The 21,157-nt window shown below is 56.6% G+C and carries 15 protein-coding genes; 11 read left to right on the forward strand and 4 right to left on the reverse strand.

The genetic code is table 11. The features are described from left to right. Window positions 1-113 precede the first annotated feature (113 nt). Window positions 114-1,073 carry an MBL fold metallo-hydrolase gene (locus ACQUTD_RS00205; protein ID WP_473276607.1) on the reverse strand — a complete coding sequence of 320 codons (960 nt, stop codon included), beginning with the start codon at window positions 1,071-1,073 and terminating at the stop codon, window positions 114-116. 82 nt (window positions 1,074-1,155) lie between these two features. Between ACQUTD_RS00205 and ACQUTD_RS00210 the strand changes: the two genes are divergently transcribed. Further along, the gene (locus ACQUTD_RS00210; RefSeq protein ID WP_473276610.1) at window positions 1,156-2,082 is read left to right on the forward strand and encodes a LysR substrate-binding domain-containing protein; all 927 of its coding nucleotides are present in this window, start codon (window positions 1,156-1,158) and stop codon (window positions 2,080-2,082) included. Window positions 2,083-2,115: 33 nt separating this feature from the next. On the opposite strand, the gene ACQUTD_RS00215 is transcribed toward ACQUTD_RS00210, so the two are convergent. Then, on the reverse strand, window positions 2,116-2,640 hold the full coding sequence (locus ACQUTD_RS00215; RefSeq protein WP_473276612.1) for an outer membrane lipoprotein Blc: 525 nt from the start codon (window positions 2,638-2,640) through the stop codon (window positions 2,116-2,118). 261 nt (window positions 2,641-2,901) lie between these two features. On the opposite strand from ACQUTD_RS00215, the gene ACQUTD_RS00220 reads away from it, so the two are divergent. The 10 genes from ACQUTD_RS00220 to ACQUTD_RS00265 all read left to right on the forward strand — a co-directional run bounded on the left by ACQUTD_RS00220 (window position 2,902) and on the right by ACQUTD_RS00265 (window position 18,336). Beyond that, entirely contained in the window at window positions 2,902-3,243 is a 342-nt protein-coding gene (locus tag ACQUTD_RS00220; RefSeq protein WP_072570074.1) for an anti-adapter protein iraM, read from the forward strand. A gap of 217 nt (window positions 3,244-3,460) precedes the next feature. After that, the gene (locus tag ACQUTD_RS00225) at window positions 3,461-3,514 is read left to right on the forward strand and encodes a tryptophanase leader peptide (RefSeq protein ID WP_412175883.1); all 54 of its coding nucleotides are present in this window, start codon (window positions 3,461-3,463) and stop codon (window positions 3,512-3,514) included. A 176-nt stretch (window positions 3,515-3,690) separates the two neighbouring features. Continuing rightward, entirely contained in the window at window positions 3,691-5,106 is a 1,416-nt protein-coding gene (gene tnaA / locus ACQUTD_RS00230; protein ID WP_473276614.1) for a tryptophanase, read from the forward strand. A 121-nt stretch (window positions 5,107-5,227) separates the two neighbouring features. Next, window positions 5,228-6,478 (forward strand): low affinity tryptophan permease TnaB, encoded by a 1,251-nt coding sequence (gene tnaB, locus ACQUTD_RS00235; RefSeq protein WP_473276616.1) that lies wholly within the window; start codon window positions 5,228-5,230, stop codon window positions 6,476-6,478. Between the two features lie 181 nt (window positions 6,479-6,659). Next, a complete protein-coding gene (locus ACQUTD_RS00240) occupies window positions 6,660-8,339 on the forward strand; it encodes a ShlB/FhaC/HecB family hemolysin secretion/activation protein (RefSeq protein ID WP_318364508.1) in 1,680 nt (559 codons plus the stop codon). After that, window positions 8,339-8,887 carry a toxin-activating lysine-acyltransferase gene (locus ACQUTD_RS00245; RefSeq protein ID WP_318374260.1) on the forward strand — a complete coding sequence of 183 codons (549 nt, stop codon included), beginning with the start codon at window positions 8,339-8,341 and terminating at the stop codon, window positions 8,885-8,887. The genes ACQUTD_RS00240 and ACQUTD_RS00245 overlap by 1 nt, the downstream gene beginning before the upstream one ends. Beyond that, the gene (locus ACQUTD_RS00250) at window positions 8,880-17,246 is read left to right on the forward strand and encodes a two-partner secretion domain-containing protein (RefSeq protein ID WP_473276620.1); all 8,367 of its coding nucleotides are present in this window, start codon (window positions 8,880-8,882) and stop codon (window positions 17,244-17,246) included. Before ACQUTD_RS00245 ends, ACQUTD_RS00250 begins: the two co-directional genes overlap by 8 nt. 9 nt (window positions 17,247-17,255) lie before the next feature. Next, on the forward strand, window positions 17,256-17,612 hold the full coding sequence (locus ACQUTD_RS00255) for a hypothetical protein (protein WP_318364510.1): 357 nt from the start codon (window positions 17,256-17,258) through the stop codon (window positions 17,610-17,612). Window positions 17,613-17,620: 8 nt separating this feature from the next. Next, on the forward strand, window positions 17,621-17,977 hold the full coding sequence (locus ACQUTD_RS00260) for a hypothetical protein (RefSeq protein ID WP_473276622.1): 357 nt from the start codon (window positions 17,621-17,623) through the stop codon (window positions 17,975-17,977). Window positions 17,978-18,045: 68 nt separating this feature from the next. Further along, window positions 18,046-18,336 carry a hypothetical protein gene (locus ACQUTD_RS00265; RefSeq protein ID WP_473276624.1) on the forward strand — a complete coding sequence of 97 codons (291 nt, stop codon included), beginning with the start codon at window positions 18,046-18,048 and terminating at the stop codon, window positions 18,334-18,336. A 71-nt stretch (window positions 18,337-18,407) separates the two neighbouring features. On the opposite strand, the gene ACQUTD_RS00270 is transcribed toward ACQUTD_RS00265, so the two are convergent. Together ACQUTD_RS00270 and ACQUTD_RS00275 are read right to left on the reverse strand one after the other, a co-directional pair. After that, window positions 18,408-19,139 carry a TylF/MycF/NovP-related O-methyltransferase gene (locus tag ACQUTD_RS00270; protein ID WP_318364514.1) on the reverse strand — a complete coding sequence of 244 codons (732 nt, stop codon included), beginning with the start codon at window positions 19,137-19,139 and terminating at the stop codon, window positions 18,408-18,410. 111 nt (window positions 19,140-19,250) lie between these two features. After that, entirely contained in the window at window positions 19,251-21,029 is a 1,779-nt protein-coding gene (locus tag ACQUTD_RS00275; RefSeq protein ID WP_473276626.1) for a diguanylate cyclase, read from the reverse strand. Window positions 21,030-21,157 lie beyond the last annotated feature (128 nt).

The raw sequence follows: 21,157 nt of genomic DNA on the forward strand, positions 1-21,157 counted from the left end.
TTTTGCATTCAAACGCTTAGCAACAAGTAACTAAGCCTAACATTCTTACGTATAACGCTGATTCAAAAGCGATATGCGCTTTTCCCCGTTTCCTCAACACCCCATTTCCTCAACTACTCCTGGCGCCCGAGTCGGGTCGTGTAATTCCCCGGCACCCAGCGATAGCCGCTACCATCATGCTGTACATGTCCTAACCCCGGAAAAGAGATATGCGCGGCGGCCACCCAGTAACCCTGATCCGCAGCCTGCTTGAGTATTTTTTCACGTGTGGCGATAGCCTGCTGTTGGTTGACGTCAAAATGAATTGCCACGTGCGGATCGGGCATCTGCACCGCTTTCGCGTGAATAATGTCGCCCCACAGCACCAACGTCTGGCCTTCACTTTCCACGCGATAAAGCACGCTCCCCGGCGTATGACCTGCAGTAGACTCCGCCCGTATTCCGCCCGGTAATATGGCCGGTGCCAGGAAGGTCTTCAACCGCCCCGCTTTGATGACCGGGCGCAGGGTGCGCTCGGATTCAGCAAAAGTATGCCCCTGACTGGCCTCAACCTTGTTTTCGTTAGCCGGATCAAGCCAGAAATCGACGTCTCTTTTATCCACGTACACTTCCGCATTTGGAAAAGCAGGTTTGCCCGCCCGGGAGACGCCGCCCGAGTGATCCGCATGAATGTGGGTCAGCAGTACGGTATCAATCGTCTCCGCCGGATAACCCGCCGCGGCCAGATTGGTCAGCAGATGTCCGCCGTTGTGTCCGAAAAGCTCCCCGGCACCGGTATCCACCAGAACACGTGTTTTACCATCATCGATGACGTAGGCATTAATTGATGTCTCGGCCTGCGGCGTCATTGCATCTTTATCCATGGCATTACGCAGTTTTTCCGGAGAGATATGGGTTAACAGTGTGTTCAGGGGAACATCCACCGTGCCGTCAGATACGGCGGTTATGCGCACTTTTCCCAGCATCATCCGGTAATAGCCCGGCGCCTGTTGATCCAGGGCGGTAGTTTGTTCAGCGGCCACTAGCGGACCGGAAAAAAGAAGTGAAGCGACCAGCGTCAGTACAATTTTCATCAAAAACCTTCCTAAAAAGTATCACCAGAACGTGGTTCACAGTATCCTCAGGCAATAAACATCACTCAAATTGATTAAAGTAATGTTCACTATCAATGAAAATGATTTTCATCGTATCGATCTGAATCTGTTAACAGTGCTGCTGGTGCTGAAGCGCGAAGGCAGCGTGTCCCGCGCGGCAGAAAAGCTGCATCTTGGTCAGCCTGCGGTCAGCAATGCGCTGGTGCGCTTACGTGGCATGTTCGACGATCCACTGTTTGTACGCACGGCACGTGGCATGGAGCCAACGCCGCGTGCCGAAGCGCTGATCGCTGAGCTGGGTCCTTTAATGGAACAGATGCAGAACGTGCTTTTTCAGCCAGCGTCATTTACGCCAGCCGGGGCAACGCATGTTTTTCGTCTTGGGATGAGCGACTGGGTTGAGCGCTGGTTGATGCCGGAATTGCAGGCGCGTATCACCCGCGATGCGCCAGGCGTTACTCTTCAGGTCACGGCCAGCGATCCCTTCCGGGATGCTGAACTCGTCGCGCGCGGAGAAGTCGATCTTGCCATTTCGGTTGGCGAGAGCACGCCCGCTACGCTGCGCCGTGAAAAGATTGTGTCACATCATTTCTGTACGCTCTGGCATCCTGAACAGCTTTCCCTGCAGGCGCCGCTGACGCTGGAAAACTACGTGGCACATGACCATGTGCTGGTTTCCTATCGCGGGGCAACCTCGAGCGCGGTGGATGACCAGCTGGCAGCCCTGGGTAAAGCGCGTTCGGTTCGCTATGTGACACCACACTTTTCCTCACTCCCGCCTTTGCTGGCGCGCATACCAGCGTTAGCCACAGTTCCGTCCGGGCTTGCAGACGACTGGGTGACGCATTACGGATTAGGGTGCAGTCCCGTTCCGGTGGAAACACCGGAAATTGCCCTTTCGCTGCTGTGGCATAAGCGGTGCGACAAGGATATGGCGCTGATCTGGTTGAAGGACGTCCTGCGCAAGGTGATGGCAGATCTTACTTAAGCCGTTGCGCAGGATCTGCTTCAGAACAGAAGGCTACTGCTTCACCCACACCAGCTGATCCACCCTGAATCCCAGCTCGCGGGCGGTCTTCAGATAATCCTGCTTCACTGCTTCCGGAAGGGTTGGCGTGCGCGAGAGGATCCACAGGTAGTCGCGGTTCGGGCCGCTGACCAGCGCATACTGATACTTATCATCCAGCTTGATCACGTTATAGCCGCCATAGAAGGGGCCGAAGAACGACACTTTCAGCGCGGCGGTATCCGGCGCACCGGTGAAATAAGCTTTCCCTTCGCTCTTATTCCACTCTTTCTTCACCGGATCGTATCCCCGGTTGAGCACGCGGATCCCGCCGTCGCTGCGCTTGCTGTAGTTCGCGGTGACCTGCTCCAGTCCACGTTCGAAGCGGTTTTCCAGACGGGCGACTTCATACCATTTGCCAAGATAGCGGCTGGCGTCAAAACCGCTAATGGGCTGTACGCCTTTTGGCGGCGTGGGAGATTTACAGGCGACCAGCGTCAACGCAATCGCCACACCAGTCACTACAGGCCATAACTTCATAAGCGCTCCTTTTATCTGCTTAAGTGGATAAAAGTTTAGTGTAAACCGCCAATTATGCCCTGCTTTCAACTTTCCGACTGATTATTAAACTATCTTTTGCAAGGAAACATATAGAAACATTTATTTTGTCAGCTTAGGAATGTTTATTAAAGCACCCTCGACACTGAACGCTCAGTCGTTATCCTTGGCGCGTGGGATAAAAGAATAATCCTAAGAGCTTACCTAACTGGCTCGAAATAAGTTATGGAGAATTTACTTAATATGGAATGGTTTGTTAAACAGGCTCTCGCGTGTCCCAAAACGGGAACGGCATTCGCAGTTGTATCTGGCGTGCGGAATTTAAATCTCATCTTATGGTATCGCGGAGATTATTTTTTGCACAAAGGCAACACCTTATCCACTACCGCTTTCGGCATCGTTGCTAACGACCGTAAGCGCGATATCAACGTCATTCATGCTTTTCCCTTCTCACCCTCGCTGTGGGCGTCCTTCAGCAATAATATCCAGTGCCCAGGAAATACCGAGCCGTTTATTCATGGCTGCACAAAAAAACCCGACTGTCGTTTTAAACACTGCCCCTATGGTGCTATGCCGGAACATTAGCATTAAGCCTTAAGGCTTAAATGTTCTTTTATCCCATGCTGTTAAGGATATTCATGATCAGGAAACTACGACTGCCTCCCCGTAAACGCCGCAAAAAGCAATCGTGAGACAACTCACAATTAATAAATCCCGCCGTGGACAAAGGATGCGGATGTAATACTGTAGTATCATGTTTAATGTGAGTTGATAAACTATGATTATCTTAAATTTCACATATATGACCGCAAAGTGGTTTAACCTCGATACCGTTATTGTCAATCACCGCCCTTAATCCCTCCTTTTTTGCCATGACTTACCGCGCAGGATAGATCCGTCTGCTGCGTGTGTGTCCGGCATATTCTGAATAAATCTTATCCGAGGCCGCGCCCTTTATCCGGCAGCGCTCCGTCATGTCTGCGCATAATTAAAGCGCAGGCATTAGCATCGCCATAAATACAGGATTGAACAATGAACAATTTTCAACACTTACCTGAACCTTTCCGCATCCGCGTTATTGAACCGGTAAAACGCACCACCCGCGAACATCGGGAACAGGCCATTCTTAAATCGGGCATGAATCCCTTTCTGCTGGACAGCGAAGATGTGTTTATCGATCTGCTGACCGACAGCGGCACCGGCGCGGTCACGCAGAATATGCAGGCCGCCATGCTGCGGGGCGATGAAGCCTACAGCGGCAGCAGAAGTTATTATGCGCTGGCGGAAGCGGTAAAAAATATTTTTGGCTATCAGCACACCATTCCCACCCATCAGGGGCGCGGCGCTGAGCAGATTTATATTCCGGTATTGATCAAAAAACGTGAGCAGGAAAAAGGGCTCGACCGCAGCAAAATGGTGGCCTTCTCTAACTATTTCTTTGATACCACTCAGGGCCACAGCCAAATTAATGGTTGTACCGTGCGCAATGTTTATATCAAAGAGGCGTTTGATACCTCCGCCCGCTGCGATTTCAAAGGCGACTTTGACCTGGACGGACTGGAAAAAGGCATTCAGGAAGTGGGGCCCGCTAACGTTCCCTATATTGTCGCCACCATTACCTGTAACTCCGCTGGCGGCCAGCCGGTGTCCATCGCCAACTTAAAAGCCATGTACGCCATTGCCCGTAAATACGATATTCCGGTAGTGATGGACTCGGCGCGCTTTGCGGAAAATGCCTGGTTTATTCAGCAACGTGAAGCGGAATACCGCGACTGGTCGGTTGAAGACATTACCCGCGAAACCTATAAATATGCGGATATGCTCGCCATGTCGGCAAAAAAAGATGCCATGGTGCCGATGGGCGGGCTGTTATGCATTAAGGACGACAGCTTCCTTGATGTCTATACCGAATGCCGGACGATCTGCGTGGTGCAGGAAGGTTTCCCCACCTACGGCGGGTTAGAAGGCGGCGCAATGGAACGCCTGGCGGTTGGCCTGACTGACGGCATGAATCAGGACTGGCTGGCCTACCGTATCAAACAGGTACAGTATCTGGTGGACGGCCTGGAAGCCATCGGCGTTACCTGCCAGCAGGCCGGGGGACACGCCGCCTTTGTGGATGCGGGTAAACTATTACCGCATATTCCGGCAGAACAGTTCCCGGCACAGGCGCTGGCCTGCGAATTATATAAAGTGGCAGGGATCCGCGCAGTGGAAATTGGCTCCTTCTTATTAGGCCGCGATCCTAAAACCGGTAAACAATTACCCTGCCCGGCTGAACTACTGCGTCTGACCATTCCACGCGCCACCTATACGCAATCGCATATGGATTTTATTATCGAAGCCTTCCAGCATGTGAAAGAAAACGCGCCCAATATAAAAGGCTTAACCTTCACTTATGAACCCAAAGTATTACGTCACTTTACCGCGAAATTAAAAGAAGTCTGATATTCCTTCCCGCAACGCGCCGGGCTACAGCATCCCTGTAGCCCGCTGCTGACTGTGCACTGCGTTTTCATAATAAATTATGGGCGATCATAATATGAATACATCCGGGCAAGTGGTCATCATGGACGATAAATATGAGGCAAAACACTCCTCCTTCTGGGGGATCATGGTGATAGCGGGAACCGTCATTGGCGGGGGGATGTTTGCGTTACCTGTCGATCTCGCCGGGGCGTGGTTTTTCTGGGGGACGTTCATTCTGATCATCGCCTGGTTTTCCATGCTGCATTCCGGGCTGCTGTTATTGGAAGCGAATCTCAATTATCCCGTCGGCGCGAGTTTCAATACCATTACCAAAGATCTGCTGGGCAGCCGCTGGAATCTGTTCAGCGGGATCACCGTGGCCTTTGTGCTTTATATTCTGACCTACGCGTATATCTCAGCCAACGGTGCCATCATCAGTGAAACCCTCGCCATGCAATCCGGACATGAGGTGAACGCCCGCGCCATTGGCATCGGTACTGCGCTGTTTGTCGCCTGCGTATTATGGTTCAGCTCGCTGGCGGCCAGCCGCATCACCTCACTGTTTCTCGGCATAAAAATTATCGCCTTCGTGGTGGTGTTTGGCTCCTTTTTCTTTCAGGTGGATTATTCCATTCTGCGCGATGTCAGTAACGTTGCCGACCATTCAGCCGGTTACTTCCCCTATATTTTTATGGCGATACCGGTTTGCCTCGCCTCTTTTGGCTTTCACGGCAATATTCCCAGCCTGATAATTTGCTATGGCAAACGCAAAGATAAGCTGGTTAAAAGTCTGGTCTTTGGTTCGCTTTTGGCGCTGTTCATCTATTTATTCTGGCTGTACTGCACCATGGGCAACATCCCGCGCGCAGATTTTAAAGGCATTATCGCCTCCGGCGGCAACGTCGATTCGCTGGTGAAATCCTTTTTAGGCACGAAGCAGAACGGCACCATTGAGTTTTGTTTGCTGGTGTTTTCCAACCTCGCCGTCGCCAGTTCATTTTTTGGCGTGACGCTGGGGCTGTTTGATTACCTGGCCGATCTCTTCAAGATGGATAATTCTCCCGGCGGACGCTTTAAAACCCTGCTGTTAACTTTTCTGCCGCCCTGCGCGCTCTATCTGATCTTCCCGAACGGCTTTATTTATGGCATCGGCGGCGCTGGCCTGTGCGCCACCATCTGGGCGGTAATAGTCCCGGCCTGTCTGGCGCTGAAATCACGGCAAAAATTCCCGCAACAGCAATTCACGGTGTGGGGCGGAAAAATCATTCCTGGGCTGGTGATTTTATTTGGCCTGGTGGTGATCCTTTGCTGGTTCGGCAATACCCTCAACCTGCTGCCAAAACTTGCTTAAGCCGCTTCTTATTTCACCTGTGCAGGCTGGTTTTACCTCCTCCTACCAGATTTGGGGATAGTCCTGAGGCGCAATCTGCGGTCTTTAGGATTAATCCCCCTTTTCTTGAGTCGTCGATTTTTAAACAATTTTACATATCTTCACATTGCTTCCTTTTTTATTACACAGCGCGGAACGTCCGATGAATTCGTCACATAAAATAGCGATAATAATATCGGCTGTTAGCAGCCTGCCATTTCCGTTTTCCGTCTTTGCCGCTGAGCCTGATAATCAATTTATTATTCAGCAGCAGCGTCAAAGAGCGATTGAGCAGCAGCTAACGCCACAGACCCCGGACGTTCGTTTATCCGAACCCTCTACCGGTTATGGGCGCATTAATTTCCCGACCGAAACGCCCTGCTTTGCCATTAACCGCGTTGAAATCAGCGGCAAAGATGCCCTGCCGCGCTGGTTGCCGTTACAGCATATCGCCAGCCAGGCGGAGGGTCGCTGTCTGGGCGGGAAAGGCATTAACCTGCTGATGAGCACCCTGCAAAACCGCATCGTCGATCACGGCTGGATCACCACCCGTGTCCTTGCCCCATCGCAGGATCTGAAAAGCGGAACCCTGAAGCTGGCTATCGTGCCGGGCAATATTCGTCACGTAGCACTGACTGATGACAGCGACGACTATATCCAGCTTTACAGCGCCTTCCCGGCGCACGAAGGCAAACTGCTGGATCTGCGCGATATCGAGCAGGGGCTGGAAAACTTACAGCGTCTGCCTACGGTCGAGGCGAGCATGGAGATTGTCCCCGGCGAGAAACCTGGCGAGAGCGATGTGGTCATCACTCGTAAGCAATCGAAAATGTGGCGTCTGGGCCTGTCGCTGGATGACTCGGGCACCGAAACCACCGGACGCTATCAGGGCGGCGCGACCCTGTCGCTGGATAACCCCTTCTCGCTGAGCGATCTTTTATACTTCTCCGCCAGTCACGATCTGGATAACAAGGGTGGCAAAGGCAGCAAGAACTATACCGCGCACTACTCCGTGCCCTTCGGTTACTGGATGCTGGGGGTCACCGGCAGCGATTTTGATTACCATCAGACGGTTGCCGGTGAGAACGCCGATTACCGCTACAGCGGCAAAAGCAAAAACCTTAACGTGCAGTTAAGCCGTGTGCTGCACCGCAGCGGCTCGCAGAAAACCTCATTTAGCTATGAGATCCTGACCCGCGAAACCCGCAACTATATCGATGATACGGAAGTCGGTGTACAGCATCGCCAGACCGCCGCCTGGCGCGCCGGCTTGCAGCACCGCCACTATATCGGTCAGGCGACGCTGGATGCCGGGATCAGCTATCAGCGCGGCACCCGCTGGTTTGGCGCGCAGCCTGCGCCGGAAGAGTATTTTGGTGACGCAACCGCCCTGAGCAAAATCATTCAGCTCAGCGCCGGGCTGGATCTGCCGTTTGAGCTTGGCTCGCAGCAGTTCCGCTATAACGTCCAGTATCAACGTCAGATGAGCAACACGCCGCTGACGCCGCAGGAGCAGTTCGCCATTGGTAACCGCTGGACGGTGCGCGGCTTTGACGGCGAACGTACGCTGAGCGCCAGCCACGGCTGGTATGTGCGTAACGATGTCGCCTGGCGCACGCCCGTTCCCAATCAGGAACTCTATCTTGGCGCAGATTACGGCGAAGTGGGCGGCTACAGTTCGGAATATCTCATCGGCAAGCATCTGGCGGGCGGCGTGGTCGGTCTGCGCGGTAGCGCGTTTAACACCGGTTATGACCTGTTCGCCGGACGTCCGTTCTCGAAGCCGGACGGATTCCGCACCAGTTCCACCACCCTCGGGTTTAACCTGAACTGGAGCTGGTAATGCGCGTTGGCGAGTATGACATCAAAGCGCCGCTGATCCTCGGCGGCGATGAGAACGAAGCCGAAGTCCTGGGCGCCAGCGTCTGGCTGTGGATGCACTCCCCGCTGCACCGGGATGCGCCTCTGCACGCGCTGCCGACGCTGCTGCTGCCGATCATTAAACGCCGCCAGTACGTACTGGTGGCGAAAGACGAACAGCCGATTTTCTTTTTCAGCTGGGCCTGGCTCGATCGAGAGTCGGAAGCCCGCTACCTCACTCGCCCGGCCATTGAAATGCGTGATGAAGACTGGGCCTCCGGCGATCGCATGTGGTGTATCGACTGGATCGCCCCCTTTGGCCATACCGCGGCGATGGGCAGCCTGATGCGCCGCGATCTCTTTCCCGATCACTGTCTGCGCGCCCTGCACCATCGCGGGCAGCAACTCGGCAAACGCGTGGTGATGCTGCACGGCAACCACGTCAGCCGCGAACAAGCACAAGCCTGGCAGCACGCCCATCCGTTAAGCGTCAACCTGCCGGAAGTTTTTAAAGGAATGCACCATGAATAAGAACCTGTACCGCATCGTTTTCAACAAAGCACGCGGCATGCTGATGGTGGTGGCCGACATCGCCCGCTCAGGCCGTGCGGGTTCTTCCCGTTCTTCCGGCATCGGCCATACGCACAGCCGTCTTGTCGGCAAAGTCAGCGCGCTGAGCTTCAGCCTGTGGCTGGCGATGGGCGTGGTGCACACGGCGCAGGCGGATATTATCGCCGACGCCGGCGCGCCGAAAAACCAGCAGCCGACGGTGCTCAACAGCGCCAACGGCACCACGCAGGTCAATATCCAGACGCCGTCGGCGGCGGGCGTGTCGCGCAACAATTACAGCAAGTTTGACGTTAACCAGCAGGGGGCGATCCTTAACAACTCCCATAAAAATGTGCAGACGCAGCTGGGCGGCATGGTGTCTGCCAACCCGTGGCTGGCGAGAGGCGAAGCGAAGGTCATCCTTAACGAGGTCAATTCCCGGGATCCGAGCAAGCTCAACGGCATGATCGAAGTCGCCGGGCAAAAGGCCCAGGTGGTGATCGCCAACCCGGCAGGCATCACCTGTAGCGGCTGCGGCTTTATCAACACCAACCGCGCCACCCTGACCACCGGTCAGGCGCAGATGAACAACGGCAACCTGACCGGCTATAACGTTGAACGCGGTGAAGTGGTGGTGGATGGCGCAGGCATGGACACCTCAGGCGCGGATTACACCGACATCATCGCCCGTTCGGTGAAAGTGAACGCCGGCCTGTGGGCTAAGGATCTGAAAGTCACCACCGGGCGCAACCAGGTGGACGCCGCCCATGAGCAGATCAGCAAAGGCAGCGACGATGTCGCCACCCGTCCGCAGCTGGCGGTGGATGTCTCCAGCCTCGGCGGGATGTACGCCGGTAAGATCCGCATGGTCGGCACCGAACAGGGCGTCGGCGTGCGTAACGCCGGAGCCATTGGCGCGCAGGCCGGTACCGTTACCCTGACCGCCGATGGACGCATCGAAAACAGCGGCATCACCCGCGGCAGTGAAAACGTCGCCGTGCAGACGGCGGGCGAATTCAGCAACAGCGGCGTACTGACCGCTGGTAACAACGTGCAGGTTCGCGCCGCCTCCCTGTCCAGCAGCAAAAACAGCGTGCTGGCGGCCGGGGTGAATAACGACGGTAAACTGGCGGATGCCGGTGATTTACAGCTGGATACCAGCGGACAACTGACCGCCAACGGGCAGACGCTGGCAGGCGGCAACCTCAGCGCGCGCGGCCAGGGTGTGGACGTCAGCGGCAGCCAGACTCAGGCAAAACGCGTGGTGCTGGATGGCGGCGCGGGGGATCTGAACACGCAAAATGCCCAGGTTAACGCCAGCGAGGTCACCGCCCGCACCGGTAAACTGCTCAACAATAACGGCGGCAGTCTGAGCGCCGATACGCTCACGGTGAGCGCGGGCAGTCTGTCGAACCAGAAAGGTAAACTTATTCAGGCGGGCAGCGGCACCCTGGCCGTTAACCTGCCGGGCAGCATTGATAACCAGCAGGGGCAGATCGCCGCCAACGGCAATATGCAGCTGGGCGCGCAGTCCATTGATAACACCGGCGGCCAGCTGCTGGCGGTGGCGGGTAACGCCAGCCTTGATGCCGGGACGATCACTAATCAGGACGGCCTGATCTCCGCTTCGGCGGGCGATGGCGATATTCGCAGCGCACAAACCCTGAACAACACCCGTGGGCGTATCGAAGCGGCGAAAACTCAGCGTATTAATGCCGCCGGGCTGGATAACCAGCAGGGGGTGATTGTTGCGGATGGCGCGACCCTTGCGCTCAACAACGGCACGCTTAACAACCAGGCCGGATCGCTGCTCTCCCACGGCGCGCTGGATCTCAGCAGCGGCGCGATCAATAACCAGGACGGCTTCCTCGCCAGCGGCGGCAACTTTACCCTTACCGGCGGCGATATTGACAACACCGGCGGCCAGCTCGGTTCTGAACAGGCGCTGGACGCGCGTTTCGCCACCCTCAAAAACCAGAACGGCTCGCTGAAATCCGGCGACCTCATGAACCTCAACGGCGGCACGCTGGATAACCGCGACGGGGTCACGGGCGCAGGCAAGGCGCTGACGCTCAATGCGGATCAGGTACTGAACCAGAAAGGGACGCTGGTCAGCGGCGACGCGGCGGCTATCAACGCCACCACCCTGAGCAATCGGGGCGGGCAACTGGCGGCGCAGCAGGCGCTGACCCTCGACGGCACCACCCTGACCAATGATGACGGCGGGCTGATCCAGAGCGGCGATGCGCTGCGTATCAGCGCCGACACCCTGAGCAACCGTAACAGCGGAGATAAAGGCGGCATCACAAGCCTGGGCGATATGACGCTGGCAGCAGGCGCGTTTGATAACGTCGGCGGCGTGGCGCTGGCGGGTAAAAATATCGCCTTTGACGGCAAGACGCTGGATAACCGCGACGGACAGCTGGTCGCCACTGACGGCCTCGCCCTCTCCCCTGCTGCCTCGCTGAATAACGCTTCCGGCCTGATGCAGGGCAACGGCGTCAACGTCACCACCCGCGATCTGAACAACGCGGGCGGCACGCTAAACAGCCTCGGGGCGCTGAATATTTCCGGCGACGCGCTGAATAATGCGGGCGGCACGCTGGCGGCAAAAGGTGTGGCTGATATTGATGCCGGCACGCTCAATAACCAGAACGGCGGTCGGGTGATCGGCGAATCTGCCACCCGCCTGCACAGCAATCAGCTGCAAAACAGCGGCGGGCAGATCCAGTCAGTAGGCGATCTGCTGCTCGACAGCGCGGGCGGCGTGGTGGATAACCTCTCGGGGCTGATCCGCGGCGGCCAGGCGGTGACGGTCAACGCCGTTAATTTTATTAACCAGAACACGCTGGGGGACAATCAGGGGCTGGAAGGCCAGCGCGTGGCGCTCAACACCGGCAGCCTGAATAACCAGAGCGGCAGCATTCTGGCGGACGACGCCCTCACCGTGCGTAACAACGGCGAGCTTAATAATAACGCGGGGGCGCTGGCCTCCTCCGGCCTGCTGGATTTGGGCGGCGACGGGCTGCAACTACGCAACCAGGGCGGCACCGCGAAAGCCGGTAAACAGCTGACGGTAGACGCAGATTATATCGACGGCAGCGGTCAGCTGCTGTCGCTGGGCGATATGACGCTCAACAGCGGGCAGTCGCTGGATAACAGCGGCACCATCGCCGCCAACGGCAACGCCGCTGTGACCACCGCAGGCGATCTGACCAACAGCGGCAAACTGCTGGCGGGCGGCGCGCTGGACGTGCAGAGCAAGAATATTACCAATACCGCCAGCGGCGAGATCACCGCCGGGCGTAACACCCTGAACGCACAGGGGACGCTGGATAACCGTGGTCTGATCGACGGCAGCCTGACCCGCATCAATGCCGGGACCCTGAACAATATCGGCAGCGGTCGTATTTACGGCGATGCGGTGGGCATTAATGCCGGAACCTTTAATAACCTCACGGAAAATGGCACGGCAGCGACGCTGGCCGGGCGCGAGCGGGTGGATCTGGGCGTCGGAACCCTGAATAACCGCGATCACGCGCTGATTTACAGCGCAGGCGACATGGCGATCGGCGGCACGCTGGATGATAAAGGTGTGGCGACGGGACGTGCGGGTACGATCAATAACCACAGCTCCACCATTGAATCTGCGGGCAACATGCGTATCAACGCCGGACAGATCAACAACATCAACGATCATTTCTCCACCGCGCTGGTGACCGTCTCGCAGGAAGATCTCACCGAGTATCAGCACTCCGGCTCGACGAACCGCTGGAAGGCGGGCGATGAAGGCGTTTACGTTGATGGCAACTCCTCCGACGGCCTGCGCAACCTCAATACGCCGGAGCGCAGCGGACATGGTAACGATAATTTCAACCAGTATGATTACACCCGCACGGTGGAAGAGACGCGCATTCAGGAGAGCGATCCGGCGAAGATCCTCGCGGGCGGCGATCTGAGCATCACCGGCGATCGGCTGTTTAACGACAACAGCCAGGTGATCGCCGGGGGGACGCTTGATATCGACGGCGTGACCCAGGTGAAAAACGATGCGGTAAACGGCGAGCGCCACACCACCGACGTCGGTACCGTCACCCACTATTACCGCATCCGTCATAAAGGCAGCGATGAACAGGGCGACGACAGAACCGCCTATGTGCCCCCGACGGCGATCCAGACCATCACCCTGAAACCGGGCCAGCTGGTCAGCAACGGCAGCGTACAGGGCAGCAACATCTCCCTCAATCCGCTGAAAACGCCGGGGACTGACGTCACTATTGAACGGGCGAATCTGGTGAACGCGGGCGTCAAAGATGCCGGTCATGCGCCATGGCAGCAGACGGTTTCACCGGGCGAACCCGTCACGCCGCCAGCCGGTCAACAGTTTGAAGTGAACCCGGCGCAGGGGGCGATCCGCATTATCGGCGCCAATACTACGTTGCCGGACAACAGCCTGTTTAAAGTGAACCCGTCGGCGGACGTGCCCTATCTGGTGGAAACCGATCCGCGCTTTACCAACGAGCGCCAGTGGCTCGGCAGCGACTATATGCAAAACGCCTTCACCAACGACGGCGATAACACCATCAAACGTCTGGGCGACGGCTACTACGAGCAGCGGCTGGTACGCGAGCAGGTGGTGGGGATCACCGGTCAGCGCTACCTCGACGGCTACAACAACGACGAAGAGCAGTTCAAAGCGCTGATGGATAAGGGCATCACCTTCGGCAAACAGTACTCGCTGAAACTGGGCGTGGCGCTGACGCCGGAGCAGATGGCGCTGCTGACCGGCGACATTGTCTGGCTGGTGAATACCCGCGTGCAGATGCCGGACGGCTCCATGCAGAACGTGCTGATCCCGCAGGTGTACGCGAAAGTGAAACCGGGAGACATCGACGGCTCCGGCGCGTTGATCGCCGGTAATAACGTCTCGATGAAGCTCAACGGCGATCTGTTTAACACCGGCACCATCGCCGGACGCCGCGTGCTGCAACTGGACGCCGATAACATCACCAACCAGGCGGGCCTGATCCAGGGCGCAGATGTGCGTCTTAATGCCCGCCGCGACATCAACAGTATCGACGGAGCCATTGTCGGCAACGATACCCTGCTGGCAAACGCGGGCCGCGATATTAACGTCACCAGCACGGTGAGAAGCGCTGAGAGTGTTAGCGGTGATAACAGCTTCACCCGTACCACCATCAACAGCGTTTCCGGTATTTACGTGCAGGGGGATGACGGCAAACTGGCGTTGCAGTCCGGGCGCGACATTACCCTGACCGGCGCGCAGGTGATCGCCAGCGGTGAAAACGGCAAGGCGCAGCTGGTGGCCGGACGCGATCTGAACCTGGATACCGTCACCACCGCGCGCGGCGATAAGCTGGTATGGGATGCAGACAACACCCTGACGCAAGGCAGCCGCGATCACACCGGCAGCCTGGTGAGCGCCACCGGCGGCGTGGTGATGGGCGCGGGCAATGACATTAATGCCCGCGGCGCGGCGGTGAAATCTGACGGCGCGCTGGCCATGAATGCCGGTCATGACGTCAACATCGAAGGCGTGCTGAACGACAGCACGCTGGACGAACGGCATAAAGTGGTGGGCGGCAACGGCTGGTTGTCGAAAACCACCACCACTACCCGCGACACCATTGACCGTCAGCAGGTGCAGGGCAGCGAGCTGAGCGCCGGTTCGGTAAACATCGCGGCGGGCAACGATCTGACCGTGGCGGGCAGCAGCGTCGTCGGTACTCACGACGTGGCGCTGCGCGCGGGTAACGATTTAACCCTCACCACCATGGGCGGCCGCAACGACGAAACGCACCTCAAACAGGAGAAAAAATCCGGCCTGTTAAGCTCCGGCGGCATCGGCTTTACCGTCGGCTCGCGCAAGGAAACCACCGAACAGGCGAGCCAGGCGAAAGCAGGTCAGGGATCGATGGTCGGCAGCCTGCAAGGGGATACCGTGCTGATTGCCGGTAACGACTACCGTCAGACAGGCAGCAGCGTCGCCTCGCCGAACGGCAACGTCGGCATTCAGGGCAAAAACGTCACCATCGAAGCCGCGCAGGACACCTACGCCTCGCAGTACAAACGTACCCTTGAGCAGAAAGGCTTTACGCTGGCAGTGAACGTGCCGGTGGTGCAGGCGCTGCAAAGCGTCATCAACACCACGCAGGCCGTCGGCAAGAGTAACGACGATCGCATCAATATGCTGGCCGCCGCCAACGCCGCGTGGGACAGCGCGCGGGCTGCCAGCACCATGATGAACGCCGCGCAGGGCGTGATGGATAACGGCGCGCAGGCAGTGGCGCAGAACGTCAGCGTGTCCCTCACCTACGGTCAGAGCAAGCAGACCAATACCGAAGACACCACCAGCACCAGCGCACTCGCCAGTAAAGTGAACGCCGGGAAACAAGCGGTGGTGGTGGCGACCGGCGGCGAGCAATCCGACATCAATATCATCGGCTCTGACGTCAGCGGCAAACAGGGCACCACGCTGTTTGCGGATAACGACGTCAATATCGTTGCCGCGCAGCAGGAGCGCCACTCCCGCAGCGACAATAAATCCAGCGGCTGGAACGCCGGGGTGGCGGTGAGCTACGGCCAGGGCGGCGCCTCCTTCGGCGTCACCGCAGGCGCTACCAAAGGCAAAGGCTATGGCAACGGCGACGACGTTTACTGGCGCAACAGCCATGTCGGCGATCTGGATGGTTTCACCTCCATCACCAGTGGCGGCACCACCACGCTGCGCGGCGGCCAGGTGCTGGGCAAAGGCGTGGATATTACGGCGGAAAACCTGAATATCGAAAGCCTCCAGGATACCTCGCGTTACAACGGTCAGCAGAAAGATATGGGCGGCCAGGTTACGGTTGGCTACGGTTTCTCCGCGTCGGGCAACTACGGCCAGTCGAAGGTCAATGCTGATTACGCCTCGGTGCAGGAGCAGTCCGGCATCTTTGCAGGTGAAAACGGCTATAACATCAACGTGAAAGATCATACCGACCTGAAAGGCGGGCTGATCACCTCCAGCGAAAGCGCCGAACTGGCAGGCAGAAATCAGTTCAGTACCGGTACGTTAAGCTGGAGCGATATCAATAACCGCTCTGAATACGAAGGCAACGGCTTTGGCATTGGCGGCTCCATGAGCATGAACGCCGATCTGGGCCTGGGCTATCATGCTACCCGCCAGAGCAACAAAACCGTCACCACCGAAGAAGGTTATCACGTACCGGCAAACGGTTATGCCTCGCTGGATAAGAACGTCAGCTTTGGTATCGGGCATGACAGCGGCAGTGAAAGCTCGGTCACCCGCAGCGGTATCAATACCAGCAATATCACCGTCACCCGCCCTGCCGATCAGCAGCAGGCCGTGGAAGGCGTCAAAACCGTCATCACCACGGAAACCGCCGCCGCGAACTCCGGTAAGCTTGCAAACAACTTTGATAAAGACAAGGTGTTGAAAGAGCTGAACCTGCAGGTGAAAGTGACGCGCGATTTCAAAGAGAATGCTAACAACCAGATTAATTCTTATCTGGATGGTAAGCAGGCAGCGGCGCGCGCTGAATTGCAGGCGGCGATCAAGTCTGGCGATGTCGAAAAACGCGATGCCGCGCTGGCAGAAGTCTATAAGCTTCAGTATCAGCGTCGCTTCCTGCAAACGCTGGTGGGCGTGGTAGCCGGTTCGCCGGACGCGGCTATTACCCAGGGGACACTCTCTCTCGCAGCGACGAAAATGCGTGAGGAGACAATTAATAATTCCCTGCTGTTTGACGGTATTACCGACGGTAAAAAGATTTATACCAATGTTTCCGGCGAGAGTAACGGACTGTATGACGGTATTAAAGCAGGCGGGGTAAGGATCGGCCTGGATGCTATTTGCGGAGATAACAATGAACGCTGCGAGACGGTTGTTGAAAACAATAATACCGTCCTAAAACGCGATGAACGCGGTATGGTTGTTTATAAAGGAACGCCCCAATACCCTACTATTGAAAAATTCCTGGAAGAAAGCCCGGAAGCTAAAAGTCTGTTTGGGCCAACAGGCGGCTTCCAGGCCACGGGCGGCTTGTTGGTGCCTTTCGGCGAATATAAACCGGGCTCCTTCCTGGGCGATATAGGGGATACGATAGTTGAGTCATTTGCCGGAACACACGATTTAATTGGCGGTCAGCTGCCAGGATTCTATGACAACGAAGGCAATACCTCGCGCGATCGCAGCCCGTTTACCAAAGGCGCTGCTGAGACATGGACTGTGGTAGCAATTCCGTTGGCTGCGCCATTCGCGATGAGCGAAGTGGTTTCTCCGGAACTGCTGGACTTTATTTTTAATGCCTCTCACTAAGGTGGACTTATGATATTTCGTACAGGCATGGTAGCGGCATTAGCGCTAACGCTTACAGGTTGCGTGGTGGCGGATCTTGATTCATCCAATTTCCGCCACCCGCCCTATGCGCATACTATTCAGAAACCGGGCCAACTCGGACATACCGACGTCGCGCAGCGTACAAAGGATCTCTACAGTTGCGGGCTGGATAAAAACATCGCGCCAGATGATTTTAGTCGTAACCAGCTTCGCCCCGGCGAAACCTCAGAAGAGCATACTAAGCGAATCGGCAAGCTTGAAAGCTGTATGCAAAGCAAAGGCTATATCCTGCAGGACTTCGATAAGTGCGGTCCGTTAAAAGCGCCCACCGGTAAATGCAACTAGGAGCCAGAATGCCCAAAATTGTGCTGCTGCTGTGTTATCTGCTGACTGGTTGTGTGGTCGCCGATATGGACTCTTCTAACTACGACTATGTGCCGTGGATTAAACTGTTCCAGAAACCTGACGCCGCCAGACGCACTAACGTGCAGCAGCGCAAAACCGATCTGTATGCCTGCGGCGTGAACCCAAAAGTGGATCTTGACGATCCGCACTGGAGCCTGAACGGTTCTTATCCGGGCGAAACGTCTGAACAGTTCAATGCACGACGCAATAAAGTGCTGAGCTGCATGAAAGGCAAGGGCTATAAGGTTTACGGTTTTGATGACTGTGGCCCGCTGAAAGCCCCTACCGGGTTATGCACAGACTAATGGCGATCCGGCATGTTGTATGCCTGGCCGCCGCAGGGCTGATGCTTACAGGGTGCGTTGTGGCGGATATGGATTCATCCAATTTCCGCCACCCGCCGTATGCGCATACCATTCAGAAACCGGGCCAGCTCGGACATACCGACGTCGCGCAGCGTACGCGGGATCTCTACAGCTGCGGGCTGGATAAAAACATCGCGCCGGATGATTTCAGTCGCAACCAACTCCGTCCTGGTGAAACCTCAGAGGGGCATACTAAGCGAATCAGCAGGCTTGAAAGCTGCATGCAAAACAAAGGCTATATCTTGCAGGACTTCGATAAGTGCGGCCCGCTGAAAGCCCCGACAGGAAAATGTAATTAACGCTTCGTCTCTGTTGATCGCGCTTTTCAGGCCCAACGCTACCGTTGGGCCTGATTATCCAGCGACTGTATTCAGATTTTCACAAATACCGCGTGACCGTTCAGGTTGTGCGTGAAAATAAGATCGTTGCGCAGTTTTAATTCATCGCAGAACGTGGTGACGCCTTCGCAGCCAAAAAAGCCGTAATCATCAAATACCAGCATTGCGCCGGTATTCATGCGCGGCAGACACCAGTCAACAATATCCTTCGTAGAAGAATACACATCCACGTCGCAGTGCAGCAGGGCAATATTCTCCGGCAGTAAATGCTGGGTATCGTCCGGGAAAATACCTTCGAGGATCTGGATATTATCAATCGCCAGTGACGACATAAGCGCGTTAACTATCGCCAGCGACGTATCCGCATGTTCACCGCCTTTATACAGCGTGTCTTTCTCCCCGGCTTTCACCACGCCGGTAAAGGTATCTGCAAGATAGACTTTTTTACCCAGCGCTTTGGTGGCCTGTGCGAGGACCGCGCCGGTGCCGCCGCGCCAGACGCCCACTTCCAGCACCACGCCTTCAACTTTACCGGTCTGCTTTGCCAACAGCCATAATTCATAGCAGCGGTACAAATCGACCAGCGTATGCCCTTTAATTTTTTCGTAGAGGCTTAAAAACTCAGGATCATCTAACCAGGGCGACCGCGTGGCATAGGGCAGCACGCGGTGATGAGACAGGTCGGAGGCATCAAACTTCCAGGGTTGTTCTGTGCGGATCAAACGATACGCGTCAATCACTTGCTCTTTTGTCGGCTGGGTCATGTCAGGTTCACTGGGTCATCAATTTACCCTTAGCCTAACGGAGAGCGGGCGGCGATAAACAGCAGAGCATCATCATAAAAGAGAGCTAATTCCCGGTAATAGCCGCTGCCCCTACTCGCCTTTTTTCGCCATCACGATTTGTCCGCGGCCACGCTCTTTTGCGAGATAGAGCGCCAGGTCGGCGGTACGGATCAAATTATCGGCGCGGGCGTGCACCGGCCAGGTGGCGATGCCGATGGAAACGGATACCGGGCCAATGTCCTGCGTCTCGTAGATCATCGGCTGCGTTGAGATGGCCAGCAGTAGCTTACTGGCGACGCTTTGCGCCTGGGCTTCGTTCATTTCCGGCAGGATGACCAGGAACTCTTCCCCGCCATAGCGAAACGCCATGCCGCGCTCGTTTAAGGCATGCTGGATCACCCGCGCCGTCTCGCGCAGTACCTGATCCCCCGCCTCATGCCCGTAAGTATCATTGAGGCGTTTGAAGTGATCGATGTCGATCATCAGACAGCTGAGCACGCTTTTCTTCGCTTCGGCGCGCCCCAGCAGCGTTCGCAGGGTTTCTTCCAGATGATAACGATTGTGCAGCCCGGTGAGGGAGTCGTACATTGCCCGCTCGGTCAGCGTATCGCGCAGCTTCTGGTTAGCCAGCGACAGAGCCAGGGTTTCGGCGATCAGTTCAAGATAGGTGTAAGGCGGCTCTTTCTCCGGCGCGCGATTCTCGAAGGTCAGCAGACCGATAATATTGTTTTGCGCGATTAACGGCACGCAGATCGCCTTGTCAGCGACGTCGGGCGTTAAATGCTCGCAGGGCACATCCACCGTATCCCGCGCCGGGCTGTGAAGCTGCCCGCGTTTGAGCGCCCAGCAGTGATCCGGGGTAAAGGGCGTGTCGTCACCGGAGGGCGACAGCCAGCTGGTCATGCACACCATACGGTTGGCGCGCCGATCGAGCATATACAGCCGCCCGCTCATATCCGGGATAATTTGCGGCACAAACAGGGCGATCACCTTCAGAATGCTGTCCCTGGAGTCGCAGCCCTGTAGCCGTTGCGTCATGCGGGCCAGCAGATTGCGCGTCACCCAGTCGGCATCGCGCTCGCGCTCCAGCCGCTGGCGGACCAGGCCGTTCTCACGGAAGATGCGGATTGCCTGCGCCATGTCGCCGATCTCATCCACCTGCGCCAGCACCGGCGCTTCGACGTCGTAATCCTGAGAGGCGAGACGGTTAACCACATCGCTGAGCGTCACCACCGGGCGCAGAATGCGGTGCTTGATAATAAAGCCCAGCACAAACAGGAACAGCAGCGCGGTGAGGCCGACCATGATTTCTGATAATGAGCGCAGCCACTGGGATTTTTTGGTCGCCTCGCCGATCGCGACCTGCGCCCGCTGATCCAGCAGCTGCCGGAAGTGATCGAAGCGATACTGCACCTGATCGAGCTGCTGCTCGTAATCGGCGCTGAAGACAATTTTCATCCCTTCCGCCGCAGCGCCCCGTTCCACTGCTGCCAGCGCCGCCTGCTGCTCATCCTCCAGCGCTTTGAGCACCACCATCCCGTCCCGTAACAGCAGCAGCTCATCCGGCGAGGCGCCGACATCTTTCACGGCGACCAGATGTTTTTCCAGCTCCCGCTCTTTCGCGAATCCGGCTTTCAGCTGCTGGATCTCCTCAGCATCAGGATTAATGACGATCGAGCGCGCCAGTTCGCTTAAGGCGAAGGCTTCGATTTCAATCTCTTCGGTGAGTTTATCCAGCACATAGCGCTGCTCTACGGCTTTACGCTCCGTGCGGTCGGCGCTGGAGGCCATAAACAGCGCCACGCCGGAGGCGAGCGTCAGAATAACCGTCGCGACATAGGCGACATTGGTAATAGTTGCAATACGCACAAAGTACCCTTAAGGCCACCAGAGGGGTGAAATCAGAGTATAGCAATGACAAAAAAAGCAGTGCTGCGCAAATGAAATAAGGCGCTGGGTCAAATGAGTGATATATTTTCACACATTAAACCAAGGAG

Source organism: Enterobacter sp. K510 (genome assembly GCF_055804875.1).